Source organism: Komagataeibacter rhaeticus, from assembly GCF_011611525.1.
GTDB lineage: Bacteria > Pseudomonadota > Alphaproteobacteria > Acetobacterales > Acetobacteraceae > Komagataeibacter > Komagataeibacter rhaeticus.
Map to the genome: position 1 here is coordinate 132845 of NZ_CP050139.1, position 16311 is coordinate 149155.

At 64.0% G+C, this 16311-nt stretch carries 12 protein-coding genes and 1 pseudogene; 8 read left to right on the forward strand and 5 right to left on the reverse strand.

All coding sequences use genetic code 11. The features are described from left to right. The first annotated feature begins 263 nt into the window (after positions 1-263). Both GWK63_RS00590 and GWK63_RS00595 read left to right on the forward strand, forming a co-directional pair. Complete coding sequence (locus tag GWK63_RS00590) at positions 264-1394, forward strand: type III PLP-dependent enzyme (RefSeq protein ID WP_039998521.1); 1131 nt, start codon at positions 264-266, stop codon at positions 1392-1394. Positions 1395-1647: 253 nt separating this feature from the next. Beyond that, a complete protein-coding gene (locus GWK63_RS00595; RefSeq protein ID WP_007397094.1) occupies positions 1648-2058 on the forward strand; it encodes a copper resistance CopC family protein in 411 nt (136 codons plus the stop codon). A 6-nt stretch (positions 2059-2064) separates the two neighbouring features. Here GWK63_RS00595 and ccmB read toward each other — a convergent pair whose 3' ends face one another. Together ccmB and ccmA are read right to left on the reverse strand one after the other, a co-directional pair. Further along, the gene (gene ccmB / locus GWK63_RS00600; protein ID WP_034926846.1) at positions 2065-2718 is read right to left on the reverse strand and encodes a heme exporter protein CcmB; all 654 of its coding nucleotides are present in this window, start codon (positions 2716-2718) and stop codon (positions 2065-2067) included. A 23-nt stretch (positions 2719-2741) separates the two neighbouring features. Further along, positions 2742-3356 (reverse strand): annotated as a pseudogene (ccmA, locus tag GWK63_RS00605) (heme ABC exporter ATP-binding protein CcmA); the annotation flags it as partial. Between the two features lie 308 nt (positions 3357-3664). Here ccmA and acnA point away from each other — a divergent pair. Both acnA and GWK63_RS00615 read left to right on the forward strand, forming a co-directional pair. After that, the gene (acnA, locus tag GWK63_RS00610) at positions 3665-6358 is read left to right on the forward strand and encodes an aconitate hydratase AcnA (protein ID WP_039998520.1); all 2694 of its coding nucleotides are present in this window, start codon (positions 3665-3667) and stop codon (positions 6356-6358) included. A 231-nt stretch (positions 6359-6589) separates the two neighbouring features. Beyond that, positions 6590-7486: a LysR family transcriptional regulator gene (locus tag GWK63_RS00615; RefSeq protein WP_007397090.1), complete on the forward strand. Its 897-nt coding sequence runs from the start codon at positions 6590-6592 to the stop codon at positions 7484-7486. Between the two features lie 82 nt (positions 7487-7568). Here GWK63_RS00615 and GWK63_RS00620 read toward each other — a convergent pair whose 3' ends face one another. From GWK63_RS00620 to GWK63_RS00630, 3 genes are all read right to left on the reverse strand, one after another. Then, the gene (locus tag GWK63_RS00620) at positions 7569-8510 is read right to left on the reverse strand and encodes a hypothetical protein (protein WP_007397089.1); all 942 of its coding nucleotides are present in this window, start codon (positions 8508-8510) and stop codon (positions 7569-7571) included. A 111-nt stretch (positions 8511-8621) separates the two neighbouring features. Beyond that, a complete protein-coding gene (locus GWK63_RS00625) occupies positions 8622-9896 on the reverse strand; it encodes an AAA family ATPase (RefSeq protein WP_007397087.1) in 1275 nt (424 codons plus the stop codon). Beyond that, entirely contained in the window at positions 9893-10534 is a 642-nt protein-coding gene (locus GWK63_RS00630; protein ID WP_172459740.1) for a hypothetical protein, read from the reverse strand. The genes GWK63_RS00625 and GWK63_RS00630 overlap by 4 nt, the downstream gene beginning before the upstream one ends. A gap of 175 nt (positions 10535-10709) precedes the next feature. Between GWK63_RS00630 and rimP the strand changes: the two genes are divergently transcribed. From rimP to infB, 4 genes are read left to right on the forward strand one after another with little or no spacing between them, the layout of a single operon-like run. Next, positions 10710-11360, forward strand: coding sequence for a ribosome maturation factor RimP (gene rimP / locus GWK63_RS00635; protein ID WP_034926854.1), 651 nt, complete (start codon positions 10710-10712; stop codon positions 11358-11360). 20 nt (positions 11361-11380) lie between these two features. Next, positions 11381-12928, forward strand: coding sequence for a transcription termination factor NusA (gene nusA, locus GWK63_RS00640; RefSeq protein ID WP_034927251.1), 1548 nt, complete (start codon positions 11381-11383; stop codon positions 12926-12928). Next, positions 12888-13595 carry an RNA-binding protein gene (locus GWK63_RS00645; RefSeq protein WP_007397083.1) on the forward strand — a complete coding sequence of 236 codons (708 nt, stop codon included), beginning with the start codon at positions 12888-12890 and terminating at the stop codon, positions 13593-13595. Before nusA ends, GWK63_RS00645 begins: the two co-directional genes overlap by 41 nt. Continuing rightward, positions 13592-16294, forward strand: a complete 2703-nt coding sequence (gene infB / locus GWK63_RS00650) for a translation initiation factor IF-2 (protein WP_099963274.1) — start codon at positions 13592-13594, stop codon at positions 16292-16294. Before GWK63_RS00645 ends, infB begins: the two co-directional genes overlap by 4 nt. Positions 16295-16311 lie beyond the last annotated feature (17 nt).

Here is a 16311-nt window from a genome sequence, read left to right on the forward strand (position 1 = left end):
AGGCCAAAAACTGCATAAGAGGATGATTTTTCTATTGCATGGCGCGCGTATTGTCCTCATATGCGCTTCCTACGCAACAACGCACGTGCCACTGGCCCTCTGAGGTTACGCAACGACGTCAAGCGTTCTGGCAATCGGGCCGCCGTGGAAGCGGGGGTCCTTATTGGTCGCTGGTCCGTTAGACCGTTTCGCAACATCTGTCCGTTTGTGCAATTCCAGAATTGTATGCATCCGGGCGGCAGAACAGAAGGGATTTGGGTGCGATGACTCCCAAAATCGCTCGTTATCTGGCTGAGCAGGCTCCTGCAACGCCATGCCTTGTCGTTGACGTTGACCGGGTGGAAGAACGCTATCGCGCGCTGCGCGAGGCGCTGCCGCTGGCCCGGATCTACTATGCCGTCAAGGCCAATCCCGCCAATGCCATCCTCCGCCGCCTTGTCGGGCTGGGGTCGGCGTTCGATGCCGCCTCGTGGGAAGAGATTTCCATGTGCCTCGAAGCGGGTGCCCGTCCGGCCGACATCTCGTTCGGCAACACGGTCAAGAAGGCCGGCAACATCGCCCGCGCCTATCAGGCGGGGGTGGACATGTTCGCCTTTGACTGCGCGGAGGAACTGGACAAGCTGGCCCGCCACGCACCGGGTTCACGCGTCTACTGCCGCCTGATCGTGGAAAATGAAGGGGCTGACTGGCCGCTGTCGCGCAAGTTCGGCACTACGCTGGACAATGCGCGCGACCTCATGCTGCGTGCCCGTGACCTGGGGCTGGACCCGTATGGCCTGTCCTTCCATGTTGGCAGCCAGCAGACGGAAACCGGCGCGTACGAAGCCGCGATTGCCCGCGTGGGCATGTTGTTTACCGACCTGAAGGCGGCGGGGCTTGACCTGCGCATGGTCAATCTGGGTGGCGGCTTTCCCATCCGCTACCGTGATGACGTGCCGGGCATCGACCGTTTTGCCGTGGCGATCAGCCACGCCATGACCGAGCATTTCGGCAATGACCTGCCGGAGATGATCATCGAGCCGGGCCGCTTCATGGTGGGGGACGCGGGCGTCGTCTCGTCGGAGGTGGTGCTGGTCAGCCGTCGTGGCATGAATGATGGCGTGCGCTGGGTCTATCTGGATATCGGCCGTTTTGGCGGCCTGGCCGAGACCGAGGGCGAGGCCATCCGCTATGGCATCCGCACCCCGCATGACGGCATGGAAACCGGCCCGGTCGCCATTGCCGGCCCGACCTGCGATGGCGCGGACATCATGTACGAAAAGACCCCCTACGCCCTGCCGCTGGCGCTGGAGTCGGGGGACCGGATCGAACTTCTGTCCACCGGGGCATATGTCTCGACCTACTGCTCCACCGGGTTCAATGGCCTCAAGCCGATCATGGAACATTATATCTGAACCCGGCACGCGGAAGGTCCGGTAAGGCATAGGAAGGTTTTCGGTGAAGCTTTTTCCAAAAAGCTTCGAAGAACGCCGCCTTTTTGGAAAAAGGCGGCGCCCGGAGGCTTTTTCCATGTCTGGTAACGGGCTATTCTGGAATGGTTTCCAGCCCGGTACGTGATTTCAGGGCGGCGGGACGAAGGTCTTGCCGCCCTGCGTGTATCAGGGGAATACAGGCGGCAGTCCAACCCATGCCGGAGGTGTCCCGCCCGTGTCCTTTTCCAAAATGCTGCGCCGGTGTGGCGTGTTTGCCATCATGCTGGGCGGGTTTGCCGGACAGGCGGCTGCGGCACCCGTTCTTGTCCATGCGGAACCGGCCGCAGGCCAGTCCGTGCCTGCGGGCAATGTGGCGGTGAAACTGTCTTTTGACAGTGTAATCGACCCGTTCCGTGCCCGCCTGCTACTGCTGGGGCCCAGCGGGGTGCCGCAACTGCTGCCCGCATCGCCTGTGGATGATGAACAGCATGGGCTGGCCACAACCGTGGCCCTGACGCCGGGGCATTACGTGCTGCACTGGCGCATGCGCGCGCAGGCCGGGAATCCGGTGCAGGGCACGCTGCCGTTTGATGTCACGGCGGGGCCGGCCCCGGCCGGGACACCGGTGCCGATGGCAAAAAAATAGCGCGGCCTATTCCACCGCCGCCCGTAGCCCCGCACCCGCCGCCAGCGGGCAGAGCGGGATGGCCGCTGCCAGGAAGGCCCCCAGCAGTTCCAGGTCCGGCCCCCATGACAGGCCGGTCTGCGCCGCATCCAGCGCCGCCGCGCCAAAAATCAGCGCGGGTGTGGTCAGCGGCAGCACCAGCAGCGGCAGCAGCACGCCCCCGCGGCGCGCGCCCAGCACGACGGAGGCCGCCATCCCGCCGATCAGCGACAGGATAAGCGTGCCCAGCAGCAGCCCGATCAGCAGCACCGGCATGCTGGGGGTGGGCATGCCCAGCATGATGGCCAGCGGCCCCGCCGCCAGCAGCAGGGGCAGGCCGGTGGTCAGCCAGTGGGCCAGCATTTTTGCCAGCGCGATCAGTGATGGCGGCAGGCCGGTCATGAGCAGCTGGTCAAGTGAGCCGTCCTCCAGCTCGGAACCAAACAGCCGGTCCAGTGGCAGCAGGGCGGCCAGCAGCGCGCAGACCCACACGATGCCCGGCGCCATGCGCCGCAGCAGTTCGGGCGAGGGGCCCAGGGCCAGCGGAAACAGCGCGCCCGCCAGGATGAAGAACAGCACGGCCCCCAGCGTGTCCGCCCCATGGCGCAGGGCAAGGCGCAGGTCACGTTCCAGGATGGCCATGATGAGGGAGGGAATCCGGAATGTCACAGCAGGTCGTCCTCGGGGAAATCCTCGATCGGTTGCGAGATGTCGGATTCGTTCAGGCCCGGCAGCGCCAGCGTACGGGCATCGGGAAGGGGTAGCGGAACGTGGGTGGTTGCAATCACAATTCCGCCAGCCTGCCGGTGCGCGGCAAACAGGCTGCCCAGCAGGTCCATGGTGTTGATGTCCAGCCCCAGGCTCGGCTCATCCAGCAGCCAGAGCGGGGCCTGCGCCAGCAGCACGCGCGCCAGTGCCGCGCGGCGTTTCTGTCCCGCCGAGAGCATGCGCGCGGGCAGGTCGGCCAGCCCGAGAATATTGAGTGATTTCATGCATAAGTCAGGGTTTCCGCCGCTTGCGCGCATGGCCAGGGTCAGGTTCTCGCGCAGGGTCAGCCCCAGCTTGAGCGCATCCTGATGGCCCAGATAGGCAACACGGTCGGCATGCTGGCTGCGATCGGCCAGCGCATCCACGCCAGACCACAACACATGGCCGCCTTCCGGTTTGCGCAAACCGGCCAGTACACGCAGCAGGGTGGACTTTCCGGCACCGTTCGGCCCGGTCAGAAGCAGGGCGTCACCGGCCCCAAGCGTAAAGCCGACATGATCCAGAACCAGCCGTTCACCGCGGAAAACCGATATATTTTCCACTTCCAGCAATGGACGGCCGGGGGGGGTAAAGGCAGGAATGACGGAAATCCTCCGATCGGTGGGTGACGGGCGGCCTGCGCGAAAAAAAAGCCTGCTCCCGGTTTCTTGTTACCGGGTCCAGCTTGTGTCGCAACCGCGTCCGGGTATGTTCTACCCCCGTTGGGAGATCAAGCAGGTTGTCCCCGACAAGGCCGCAAACCCCGCGCCATGGAAGTGGGGGGAGGGAAAGCGGTCATACGGGATGATCCGTTGCTGATGCCTCGGAGGAAACAAAGCCAATGAAGACGGTTGGGCACGACTCACTGAAAACAGGCCGCACACTCAATGTGGACGGCAAGACCTATCACTATTTTTCAATCCCGGAAGCTGAAAAGACGATCGGCTCCGTACGCCACCTGCCGGTCAGCCTGAAAGTGCTGCTGGAGAACGTGCTGCGGTTTGAGGACGGGCATTCCTACTCGGTCGAGGACGCGAAGGCCATTGCCGAATGGCAGAAGGAAGGGCGCAGCACGAAGGAAGTTCCCTTCAAGCCCGCGCGTATCCTCATGCAGGATTTCACCGGCGTTCCCGCCGTGGTCGACCTGGCCGCGATGCGCGACGGTATCCTCAAGCTCAAGGGTGACCCGCAGAAGGTGAACCCGCTGGTTCCCGTCAACCTGGTGATCGACCACTCGGTCATGGTGGACGTGGCGGGCTCCCCCGAAGCCCTGCAGGACAACGTGACCATCGAGTTCGAGCGCAATGGCGAGCGTTACGCCTTCCTGCGCTGGGGCCAGGAAGCGTTCGAGAACTTCTCGGTCGTGCCGCCGGGCACGGGTATCTGCCACCAGGTGAACCTGGAATACATTGCCCAGGCGGTCTGGACGGCCAATGTGGGCGGCAAGGACTATGCCTACCCCGACACCCTGTTCGGTACCGACAGCCACACCACCATGGTCAATGGCATGGGCGTGCTGGGCTGGGGTGTTGGCGGGATCGAGGCGGAAGCCGCGATGCTGGGCCAGCCCATCGCCATGCTGATCCCCGATGTGATCGGCTTCAAGATGACGGGCAAGCTGCCGGAGGGGGCGACCGCCACCGATCTGGTGCTGACCGTGACCCAGATGCTGCGCAAGAAGGGCGTTGTCGGCAAGTTTGTCGAGTTCTTCGGCCCCGCCCTTGACCATCTGCCGGTGGCCGACCGCGCGACCATCGCCAACATGGCGCCGGAATATGGCGCGACCTGCGGCTTCTTCCCCGTCGATAACCTGACGCTGGACTACCTGCGCCAGACCGGTCGTGAAGAGCACCGCATCAAGCTGACGGAAGAATACCTGAAGGCCCAGGGCATGTTCCGCCATGCCGATTCGGCGCATCCGAAGTTCACCGACACGCTGGAACTTGAACTGTCCACCATCGTGCCCTCCATCGCAGGCCCCAAGCGCCCGCAGGACCGCGTGGTGCTGAAGGGTGCCGACAAGGCGTTCGAGACCGAACTGACCGGCAGCCTGGGCGTGCCCGCGGCCGACAAGGACAAGAAGGCCAAGGTGGCCGGCACCAATTACGAGATCGGCCACGGCGACGTGGTGATCGCGGCCATCACCTCGTGCACCAACACCTCCAACCCCGCCGTGCTGATCGCGGCCGGTCTGGTGGCCAAGAAGGCGCGTGCGCTGGGCCTGAAGCCCAAGCCGTGGGTCAAGACCTCGCTCGCACCGGGTTCGCAGGTGGTGACGGACTACCTGAACCGCGCCGGCCTGCAGGCGGAACTGGATGCCATGGGCTTCAACACCGTGGGCTATGGCTGCACGACCTGTATCGGCAATTCCGGCCCGCTGGAAGATCACATCGTCGATGCGATCGAGAACAACAAGCTGGTCGCGGTCTCGGTGCTTTCGGGCAACCGTAACTTCGAAGGCCGTATCTCGCCCAACGTGCGCGCCAACTACCTGGCCAGCCCGCCGCTGGTGGTCGCCTACTCCCTGCTGGGCACGATGCGTGAGGACATCACCACCGCGCCGCTGGGAACCTCCAAGGATGGCAAGCCCGTCTATCTGAGGGACATCTGGCCCACCAATCACGAGATCGCGGCCCTGATCGGCTCCGCCATCACGCGTGAGGAGTTCATCAACCGCTACAAGCACGTAAGCCAGGGCACGAAGGAATGGCAGGCGCTGAAGGTTGCCACCGGGTCCGAGACCTACAAGTGGGACCCGTCCTCCACCTATGTGCAGGACCCGCCGTATTTCCAGGACATCACGCCCGAGCCCAAGTCGCGTGGTGACATTGTCGGTGCGCGCCTGCTGGCGCTGCTGGGTGACAACATCACCACCGACCATATCTCGCCTGCCGGTGCGATCAAGGAAAGCTCGCCCGCCGGCAAGTATCTTGAAGCGCATGGCGTGGCGAAGAAGGACTTCAACTCCTACGGTTCGCGCCGTGGCAATGACCGCGTGATGGTGCGCGGCACATTCGCCAACATCCGCATCAAGAACGAGATGCTGCCGGGCACCGAGGGGGGGCTGTCCAAGCACTTCCCCGATGGCAAGGAAGGCTCCATCTATGATGTGGCGATGGAATACAAGAAGGAAGGCGTGCCCCTGGTCGTGATCGGCGGCAAGGAATACGGCATGGGCTCCTCGCGCGACTGGGCGGCCAAGGGCACCCTGCTGCTGGGTGTGCGTGCGGTTGTGGCTGAGAGCTTCGAGCGTATCCACCGCTCCAACCTGGTGGGCATGGGCGTGCTGCCGCTGCTGTTCGAAGAGGGCACGACGCGCAAGACGCTGGGCCTGAAGGGTGACGAAACCTTCGAAATCCGTGGTCTGGACAAGATCACGCCGCGCATGACCATGACCATGACCATCACGCGCGCCGATGGCTCCAGGCAGGACGTGCCCCTGCTGTGCCGTGTCGATACGCTGGACGAGGTGGAGTATTTCCGCAATGGCGGCATTCTCCAGACCGTGCTGCGTGGCATGACAAAGGTAGCCTGACCCTGCATGGCGTTCCGGCCCCGGCCGGAGCGGACTGATCGGACGGCGGCCCAGTCATAGGGGCCGCCGTTTTTTTATGAACAGGTCATATATGCATGTTTTGCATATGTTTTGGCAGTTACCGTTGCGTTTCACACATATCCGTGGTGCCTTTTCTCTGTATTGTGTATAAATAAGATGCCGTCTAAAACCATGATTGTGTAATAACACGTTTGGATGTGATGGAGCCCCATGGATCTGCTTTCTGCCCTGCACAGCTTTGTCCGTGTGGCTGCCACAGGATCGTTTTCCGCTGTTTCGCGTGAGACGGGTGCAAGCCAGCCGACCATCTCGCGCCATATCGCCCTGCTGGAAGCGCATTATGGCGCCACGCTGTTCGCACGCACCACCCGCAGCCTGATGATGACGGAAGATGGCCGCAGCCTGCTGCCCCATGCCTATGAAGTGCTGGAAATCCTGGAAACGGCGGAAACCGCGCTTGGCCGCCGTCGGGCTTCGGTTTCGGGGCTGGTACGGCTGGGCGTGACCACGGCGTTCGGGCTGTACCTGACCAGCCGGCTGGGGTCCCTGCTGGAAGAGCATCCCGACCTGTCGGTGGAACTGGTCATGCGTGACGGGTTTGGCGATCTGGTGGAAGAAGGGCTGGATCTTGCCGTGCGGATCGGCTCCATTGCCGAAGGGTCGCTTATCGCGCGGCGTCTGGGTTCGGTGCATCGTTGTGTGATTGCCTCGACCGATTACCTTGCCCGTCGCGGCACGCCCGAGCATCCGCGTGACCTGCTCAACCATCCCTGTATTGCCTACAGCTATGGCGGCACCCGCCATGACTGGCAGTTTACCCGCAAGGGGGAAGGTGAGACGGCGGTGGCGGCCAGTGGTCCCTTCCGCGCCAACAGCAGCGAAGCGGTGCTGCAGGCCGTCCGGGCGGGACTTGGCATCGGCATGCTGCCCGCCTTTCAGGTAGAGGACGATATCGCATCCGGGAAGCTCAGGCACCTGCTGCCGGAATGGACGATTCCCGAACTGCCGTTTTATGCCGTGCATACCGGCCCGCGCACCCTGCCGCTGCGTACCCGCACGGTGCTGGATTTCCTGATCGAGATTTCAGACGTGCTGCGTCAGGGCTGACAGAAGCATTAAGGAAGGGAAGTTTTTGGGTACCGCCTTTTTTCAGAAAGGCGGCGTTCCATAGGCTTTTCAAAGCCGCCATTCAGTCCAGCGGGTTGCCCTGTCCCGGCGGGGTCGCGGCCGGATCACGGGACAGACGGGCACGCTGCTCCTCGCTTGAAGCCAGCATGTCGCTGTTGAACCCGTCATGCAGGACCTGCGCCCAGCCAGCCATCCATGTATTCGTGCGCTTGACGAAATCGGCCGCCGCCGGCTGCTGGCCCAGCGTGTCCTTGTTCCAGAACTCCGGTGTGCGCAGCATCTTGGTGCTGTCCGTGTTGACCGGGTTGAGGAAGATGGTCACCGTCTCGACATTGACGTTATGATCACCGGCGGGCGTGCTGTAGCTCCAGCCCGCTTTCAGGAATACGGGTGGCAGGATGAAGCCTTCTTCCTTCAGCCGCGTGGCAATGATGGCCGTGCGGTTGATGGATGCGGGATAGACGGCGGCGGTGAACCAGCATTCCATTGCAGGCGGATGCGCCGACAGCACGCGGGACATGAAGTTGCGGTCATCATGGCAGCTGGAGTCGATGGAGGTGATGGCCGTTTCCGGTACGGGCTGGGTGCTGCCTTCCGCGCCGATCAGGCCGGTCACGACATGGCCTTCCACCCGTACCAGGACATTTTCCAGTACCTCGCCATGCGGGCCGTTGATGACGTTCATGACTGGATGCCACACCCCCGCAGGCAGCGGCAGGATGCGCCCGGCAAAGGGAATCGCCTTGGTCAGCCGGTCGGTAATGGGCATCATGGTGATGACGCCATCCCCCCCGTTGCCGTCCGTTGCGCCATCTCCTTCCGCCGGGGCATCGTGCATGCCAAGGCGGTTGTGGATGGCGGTGGAAAGGGTTGCAAGCCTGGGAAGCAGCCGCGTCAGGTAGGCAGGCGGGAAGATGCAGGTCAGCACCCCGAACGGCACGATGAGATACAGGCACAGCCGCCATGCCGGCGCCCGATGCCACAGACGTGAGAAGGCGGACATTCAGCCGTTCAGGCCGCGCACGGCCATCCCTTTGCGGGCAGGAGAAAACGGGCAGGCACGGCTGGATGGCGTATCATATGGCGGCATGGTGCAGGTCACGGTGGCCATGGGTCAGGAACTGATCCGCGCGCGCTGGGCATCTTTGTCCTGATCCGCGATTTCGGCCACGATACCGTCCTCGTTCTGCACCACGCGCACCAGTTTGGCGCCCTGCTGGCGGGCGGTGATCAGGGAATCGCTGATCATGTCCTCGATGGAGCGGGCCAGGTCGCGCGCACTGGCGGCGGGACCCATGCGGTCCTGCCGGCGCATGACCTCGAACAGCAGGGCGGGGTCGATGCCGCCGGTTTCCACCTTCAGGCCGTAGCTGTCGATCATCGCCTCGATCTCGAGCGCGGACACGCGGGCAATGTCCAGCCCCTCCAGCGGACGGAAGACGAAAATGCGGTCCAGCCGGTTCAGCACTTCCGGCGCGAAGCCTGCCTGGCGCAGTGCCTCCACCGACTCGGCACGCATCTTGTCCGGCTCGTCCGCCAGCCGGTCCGCGATCTCGGACAGCGCATCGGTGGCGATGTTGGAGGTCAGGATGAAGATGCAGCGCACGGTCGAGATCTGCTGTCCCGTCGAGGCCTCGGTCACATGGCCGTCATTCCACGCCGTCAGGAATTTCTTGAAGACATCGGGATGCGCCTTCTCGATCTCGTCCAGCAGCACCACCGCATCGGGCTTTTCCTTCAGCCCACCGGTCAGCTTGCCATAGGTATCGGACCCCACATACCCCTTGGGCGAGCCGAACAGCTGCGTCGCGGCATGGGGGGAACTCATCTGCGTCATGTCGAAGTTGAGCAGCGGCCGGTCAAGCTGCCGGGCCAGCTGCTTGGCCAGGTAGGTCTTGCCCGTGCCTGGTGGCCCGGCAAGGAGGAAAATCCCCACCGGCTTGCCGCGCACCTGCAGCGCCAGACGGCGACGCAGCTGGGTCGCCACGTCCTCGCATACCTGGTCCTGCCCGATCACGCGGGCGCGCAGGCTTGCGGCCAGCTCTTCCGCGTCTATCACGGTTTCTTTCTGTTCGCGCGCCAGCATTTCTTCCAGCGCGCTGCGATTGGTCAGCCTGGCGAGTACGTCCATTATCCATCCCCGTCTGCGTCGGATCCCCTTGCGGGCCAGTTTTTCGGCCCGGTTCTCGAACCACAGCCCGGTCAGCGCCAGCAGGGCGCTGGCCGCTGCCACGACCGGATAGGCCGGGGCACACCATTCCATGAAATGCCGCAGGCTGGCGAGCGAAAGATGCAACGCCATAGCCGCCTGAAAGCTGCCCAGCACCAGGAAGATGACCATGATGAGGGGTACAAGCCGTTCCATCAGCGCCGGATAGAGCGGTTTCATTGCACGACCACCCCGATTACGATTTCGGTATCACGCGTCAGGACCGGCAGCGGCGTCGGCCCCGGCACGAACACGGCACCCGCATGGATGCCGGTGGGCCCGGGATCACCCGCCGCGGTAATGGACACGTTGCCGGCAATGCGTATGGGCAGGATCACGCTTTTGGGCTGCGCACCCAGATGCACGGTCTGCACCAGCCCCAGCGACTGCACGTTCACCACCGCATTGCCACCCGTTATGTCATACATCGGCATGTCCGCCAGCACGATTTCCCGCCGTTTCAGCGCAGCCAGGATCTCGGCCTGCTGCTGGATGGAATAGGAAGTCTGGCGCAGCATGTCCACCGCGTGCTCGGGCGAGATCATGGGCATCTGCCCCATCATGTCGGGCCGGTTCTGCACCGGGGCATTGAGCGTGAGATGACTGCCGTCACCAGTGCCCCCGCCCCCGGCTTCGGCCGCGACGGGGGGCGTCTGGCTTCCGCTGCCGCCTTCCCGTGCCGTAAGCAGGCCACCACTCCCCAGCCCCCCTGCCGCCACCACGGCCGCGATCAGCCCCACCACGACCAGCTTGCGGCTGGCGGGGCGTTGTTCACTGCGTTCCCGTGCGGGTTCTGGCGGTGAGTGCAAGGGCGTCATCACTTCATAATGCGGGCGAGGGGGGTGACATGGCAAGACGTTAAGAGACAGGAAATGTAACCCCGACCCGTATATATAGTTCTTGCGGATATGCTGGCCGTGACCTATGTTGCGGACAATTCCTTCATCTCTGGTTTTTTCTTTGGGGGGTGGCCGCAGGGCTGCCTTTTTTGCATTGGACGCTGATCTGCCTTTCCTGACGGGCCTTGATGCCCGTATTGCCGCGATGGTCGCCCCGGCGCTGGCCGACATGGGGTTCGACCTTGTGCGCGTGGCGGTGCTGGGGCGCGAATCCCCCACCGTACAGATCATGGCCGACCGGGCCGATGGCACGCTGATCGCCATCGAGGACTGTGAGCAGATCAGCCATGCGGTTGGCGCCATACTGGACGTGGAAGACCCGCTGCCGGGGGCGTGGACGCTGGAAGTATCCTCTGCCGGGATTGACCGCCCCCTGACCCGTGCGAAGGACTGGGAGCGGTTCGCGGGCCATCTTGCCCGTGCCGAGATGAACATGCCGATCGAGGGGCGCAAGCGCTTCGCCGGGATCGTGCTGGGTGCGCGTGATGGCCATGGCCTGATGCGCCTTGATGATGGAACCGAGGTTGCGCTGCCTTTCGCCGAGATGCGCAAGGCGCGCCTTGTCCTGACGGACGAACTGATCGAGGCGAGTGCGCGGATGATGCGGCCGGCCGCCTCCAGTAAGGAAAACGGGCCTGACGAAGTGCAGGCCGGGGCGGATGCGGCCATCGGGGATGTTCCCCCGGCGGACACGCGCAAGCCCGGTGCCCGGTCAGGCCGCAAGCCTGCGCGCAAGGCCAATTGAACGATGTTGTGGAGACACTGATGGATACGTCCGTTGCCCGTCCCGAACTGCTGCTGGTGGCCGATGCCGTAGCGCGGGAAAAGTCGATTGACCGCGAGGAAGTGCTGGAAGCGATGGAGCAGGCCATCCAGAAGGCCGGTCGCGCCAAGTACGGCCATGAAAAGGATATCCGCGCCACCATCGACCGCAGGACGGGCGATGTCCGCCTCTCGCGCTGGACCGAGGCGGTCGAGACCGTGGAGAACGAGGAAACCCAGATCCCGCTCTACATCGCGCGCAAGTTCAAGCCCGAGATCCAGCTGGGCGAATACCTGATCGACCCGCTGCCGCCCATCGATTTCGGGCGCATCGCGGCGCAGACGGCCAAGCAGGTCATTGTCCAGCGCGTGCGTGAATACGAGCGCCGCCGCCAGTTCAATGACTTCAAGGACCGTGTGGGCGAGATCATCAACGGCACCGTCAAGCGCACGGAATACGGCAACCTGCTGGTCGAGATTGGCGATGCCGAGGCCCTGTTGCGCCGTGACGAGCTGATCCCGCGCGAGAGCTTCCGCAATTCCGACCGCGTGCGCGCCTACATCTATGATGTGCGTGACGAGCCGCGTGGCCCGCAGATCTTCCTTTCGCGCACGCATCCGGCCTTCCTGGCCAAGCTGTTCGCGCAGGAAGTGCCCGAGATCTATGATGGCATCATCGAGATCAAGGCCGTGGCGCGCGACCCCGGTTCACGCGCGAAGATGGCCGTCATCTCGCGTGATGCCGCGATCGACCCGGTGGGGGCCTGCGTGGGCGTGCGCGGGCGTCGCGTGCAGGAAGTGGTCAAGGAACTTCAGGGCGAGAAGATCGATATCATCCCGTGGAGTCCGCAGGCCGCGACCTTTGTCGTCAACGCCCTTGCCCCGGCCGAGGTCAGCAAGGTGGTGATGGATGAGGAAGCAGGGCGGGTCGAGGTTGTCGTACCTGATGACCAGCTCAGCCTTGCCATCGGGCGCCGTGGCCAGAACGTGCGTCTGGCCAGCCAGCTGACGCGGTGGGATATCGATATCCTGACCGAGGCCGAGGAATCGGAGCGCAGGCAGGAAGAATTCCGCCGCCGCAGCAGCCAGTTCGTCACTTCGCTTGACGTGGATGACGTGATTGCGGGGCTGCTGGTGACCGAAGGGTTCCATTCCGTCGAGGAACTGGCCTTTGCCGACCCCGAGGAACTGGCGAACATCGAAGGCTTTGACGAGGACGTGGCCGGTGAACTCGTCCTGCGTGCCGAGCGGCATCTGGCCCAGCAGGAAGAACAGCTGGACGAAAAGCGTCGTGAACTTGGCGTGAGCGACGACATTGCGGTATTGGGCGTATTCACCAACCAGATGCTGGTGACGCTGGGTGAAAAGGGCGTGAAAACGCTTGATGACCTGGCCGACCTTGCCGGTGACGAACTGGTCGAGATCCTGGGCAGCGATGCCATAGACGAGGATGCGGCCAACGAAATCATCATGGCGGCCCGTGCCCACTGGTTCGAAGGTGACGACAGGGGTGACGCGGAGCCCGGAAAAGAGGAGACGTCCGACGTCTGATCGGGAGCATCTGAACGCGGAAGACGCGGGTGATACGGAACATGAGGAGCGCGGCCCCCTGCGCCGCTGCGCCGTAACCCGCGTGCGGCTGCCAAAGGAGGAAATGATCCGGTTTGTCATTTCCCCTGATGGAGTCGTGATCCCTGATCTTTCCGCACGTCTGCCCGGACGGGGAATTTGGTTGAGCGCGCGTGCGGATGTGTTAGAAACAGCACGCACACGCGGCGTATTCGCCCGTGCGGCAAGGGGAAGGGTTGTTATTCACCCTGACCTGACCCATCTTGCAGGGGATGGGCTGCTGCGACGCATGATGGATGTCGTGGGGCTGGCACGGCGGGCCGGGCAGATTGTCTGCGGCTTTGCCAAGGTGCGTGAGTGGGTTGAGGGCGGTCGTGCCGGTCTGGTCATCCAGGCAGCCGATGGCAGTCCCGACGAGAGGAAGAGAGTTTTGTCTGGTGCACGGGAACTGCCGGTTGTGGCTGTTCCTACGGCATCGGGTCTGGGTGCGGCATTTGGCCGTGACCATGTTGTTCATGCAGCCATGCTGCATGGTGAGCTGGCACGCCGTTTCCGTATCGAGAGTGAACGTTTTGCGGGTCTGTCCGGCAGGACCGGCCCGAATTCGGCGGAGTGTTCCGCCGGACGGTGTGAACAGGCGGGTACATGAGCGAAGGCAACGATCAGGATCAGGGTAAGGGACGCTTGTCCCTGCGGCCGGCGGGCCGGAGGGAAGTCGGACGGACGGTGGATGCCGGTTCCGTGCGGCAGAGCTTCAGCCATGGTCGATCAAAGGTGGTTCAGGTCGAGGTGCGCAAGAAGCGCGGGGCCGGGGCCGCAGGTAACGGATCGGGGCCGGCTGGCGGTCGCGCCGGCGGACGGGGCGGGCGCGCCCTGACGGCAGCGGAGCTGGCGACCCGCCAGCGTGTGCTGGAAGAACAGCGCAACGCCGCCATCCAGCGCGAGAAGGAAGCCCGCGAGCAGGAGAAGATCACCATCCTCTCCGCCGCGGAGGAAGCCCGCCGCCAGGAAGAGGAAAATGCCCGCCGCGCCGAGGAAGAAGCCCGCGCGAAGGCAGATGCCGCGGCCGAGGAAGAGGCCCGCAAACGCGAGAGCCGGAGTGCCCAGAAGGCCGCTCCGGCCGAGCCCGAGTCCGCCGGGCCGGTCGTCTCGTCCGTGCCCATTCCCGGCGAGGTCACGCTTGCGCCGCCGATGCAGCGCCTGCGTCCGCTGGCCGAACGGGCGATCATGCCCGCGCAGCCGGTGCGTCCGTCGCGTCCGGCGGGGGGTGCCACGCCGCGTTCCGCCAGTGGCGCGGGTGCCGGTGCTGGCGCCGCGGCGGGCGAGACGCTGCGCCTGCGCAGTGGCCGGGCGGAAGGGGGCGAGGAAGAGCGTCGCCCCAGCCGCCGTCCCGGCAGTGCGGCACCCAGCCGCCGTCCGTCGGGTGGGGCCAAGAAGAACAGCGACAGCCGCCGGGCTGGCCGCATTGACGTGCAGGCCGCGATCGAGGGGGATGACGACAAGACCCGTTCGCTCGCCTCGGTCCGCCGCCAGCGTGAGCGTGAGCGCCGCCAGGCCGAACTGGAGCGCCTGCGTTCCGATCAGGTCCGCGTGGTGCGTGACGTCGTGCTGCCCGAAACCATCACGGTGCAGGAACTGGCGAACCGTATGGCCGCCCGTCAGGGTGAAGTCATCAAGGCGCTCATGAAGATGGGCGTGATGGCCACGGTTACGCAGTCGCTCGATGCGGATACGGCTGAACTGGTCGTGCAGGAATTCGGCCATCGCGTGCGCCGTGTTGCCGACAGCGATGTCGAGATCGGGATCGAGGGGATCGAGGACCGGGCGGAAGATCTCCTGCCGCGTCCGCCCGTCGTGACCGTGATGGGGCATGTCGATCACGGCAAGACCTCGCTGCTTGATGCGCTGCGTACGACCGATGTCGCCAATGGCGAGGCCGGTGGTATCACGCAGCATATCGGCGCGTATCAGGTCACGCTGGCTTCGGGTGCGAAGATTACCTTCATCGATACCCCCGGCCACGAAGCCTTTACCGCGATGCGCGCCCGTGGCGCGTCGGTAACGGATGTGGTGGTGCTGGTGGTTGCGGCGGATGACGGTGTGATGCCGCAGACGATCGAGGCCATCAAGCATGCCAAGGCGGCCGATGCCCCGATCATCGTGGCCATCAACAAGTGCGACAAGCCGGGGGCAAATCCCGACCGTGTGCGCCAGGAACTGCTGAACCACGAGATCGTGGTGGAAAGCATGGGTGGCGACACGCAGGATGTCGAGGTTTCGGCGCTCAAGCGCACCGGGCTGGACAAGCTTGAGGAAGCGATCCTGCTGCAGGCGGAAATCCTTGACCTGAAAGCCAATCCCGACCGGGTGGCCGAAGGGTCGGTGATTGAAAGCCGCCTTGACCGTGGTCGTGGCCCGGTCGCGACCGTTCTGGTCCAGAAGGGCACGCTGCGCCGTTCCGACATTGTGGTGGCCGGTGCCGAATGGGGCCGCGTGCGCGCCATGATCGATGACCGCAACCGCCAGCTTTCCGAGGCCGGTCCGTCCATGCCGGTCGAGATCCTGGGCATTACCGGGGTTCCGGGTGCGGGTGAGCCGTTCGTGGTGGTGGAAAACGAGAATCGCGCCCGCGAAATCTCCGAATTCCGCCAGCGCGTGATCAAGGACCGCATGGCCGCAGGCCAGACGGCCGCACGCGGCACGCTGGACCAGATGCTGGCCCGTATCCAGGCGGGTGCGCAGAAGGAAGTCGCCGTCCTGATCAAGGCGGACGTGCAGGGTTCGGCGGAAGCGCTTGAAGCCACGGTGCAGAAGCTGGAGCATGAGGAAGTCAAGATCCGCGTGCTCAATGCCACCGTTGGCCAGATCACGGAAAGTGATGTGCAGCTGGCCAAGGCATCGGGTGCCATCATCGTGGCCTTCAATGTGCGCGCCACGGCGCAGGCCCGTGAACTGGCGCAGCGTGAAGGCGTGGACATCCGCTACTATTCCATCATCTATCAGGTGGCGGATGACGTGGAACAGCTGGTTCGCGGCAAGATCGCGCCCAAGCATCGTGAGAAGTTCCTGGGTTATGCCGAAATCCGCAAGGTTTTCGAAATTACCAAGGTGGGCAAGGTGGCTGGCTGTTACGTCACCGAAGGCGTGGTCAAGCGCGGCTGTGGCGTGCGTCTGCTGCGTGACAATGTGGTGATCCATGAAGGCGAGCTGAGCCAGCTCAAGCGCTTCAAGGATGACGTCAAGGAAGTTGCGCGCGGCTATGAATGTGGCCTGTCCTTCGCCGGTTACAATGACCTGCGTGAGGGCGATGTGGTCGAGTGTTATGAAATGGAACTCGTTCCGGCATGAGCCGTAATTCATCCAGA

Coding starts and splice junctions, on each gene's coding strand:
- GWK63_RS00590 (WP_039998521.1), top strand. CDS start 264: ATGACTCCCAAAATCGCTCGTTATCTGGCTGAGCAGGCTCCTGCAACG.
- GWK63_RS00630 (WP_172459740.1), bottom strand. CDS start 10,534: ATGACGCCCTTGCACTCACCGCCAGAACCCGCACGGGAACGCAGTGAA.
- infB (WP_099963274.1), top strand. CDS start 13,592: ATGAGCGAAGGCAACGATCAGGATCAGGGTAAGGGACGCTTGTCCCTG.
- GWK63_RS00620 (WP_007397089.1), bottom strand. CDS start 8,510: ATGTCCGCCTTCTCACGTCTGTGGCATCGGGCGCCGGCATGGCGGCTG.
- GWK63_RS00615 (WP_007397090.1), top strand. CDS start 6,590: ATGGATCTGCTTTCTGCCCTGCACAGCTTTGTCCGTGTGGCTGCCACA.
- ccmB (WP_034926846.1), bottom strand. CDS start 2,718: ATGGCCATCCTGGAACGTGACCTGCGCCTTGCCCTGCGCCATGGGGCG.
- acnA (WP_039998520.1), top strand. CDS start 3,665: ATGAAGACGGTTGGGCACGACTCACTGAAAACAGGCCGCACACTCAAT.
- nusA (WP_034927251.1), top strand. CDS start 11,381: ATGGATACGTCCGTTGCCCGTCCCGAACTGCTGCTGGTGGCCGATGCC.
- GWK63_RS00625 (WP_007397087.1), bottom strand. CDS start 9,896: ATGAAACCGCTCTATCCGGCGCTGATGGAACGGCTTGTACCCCTCATC.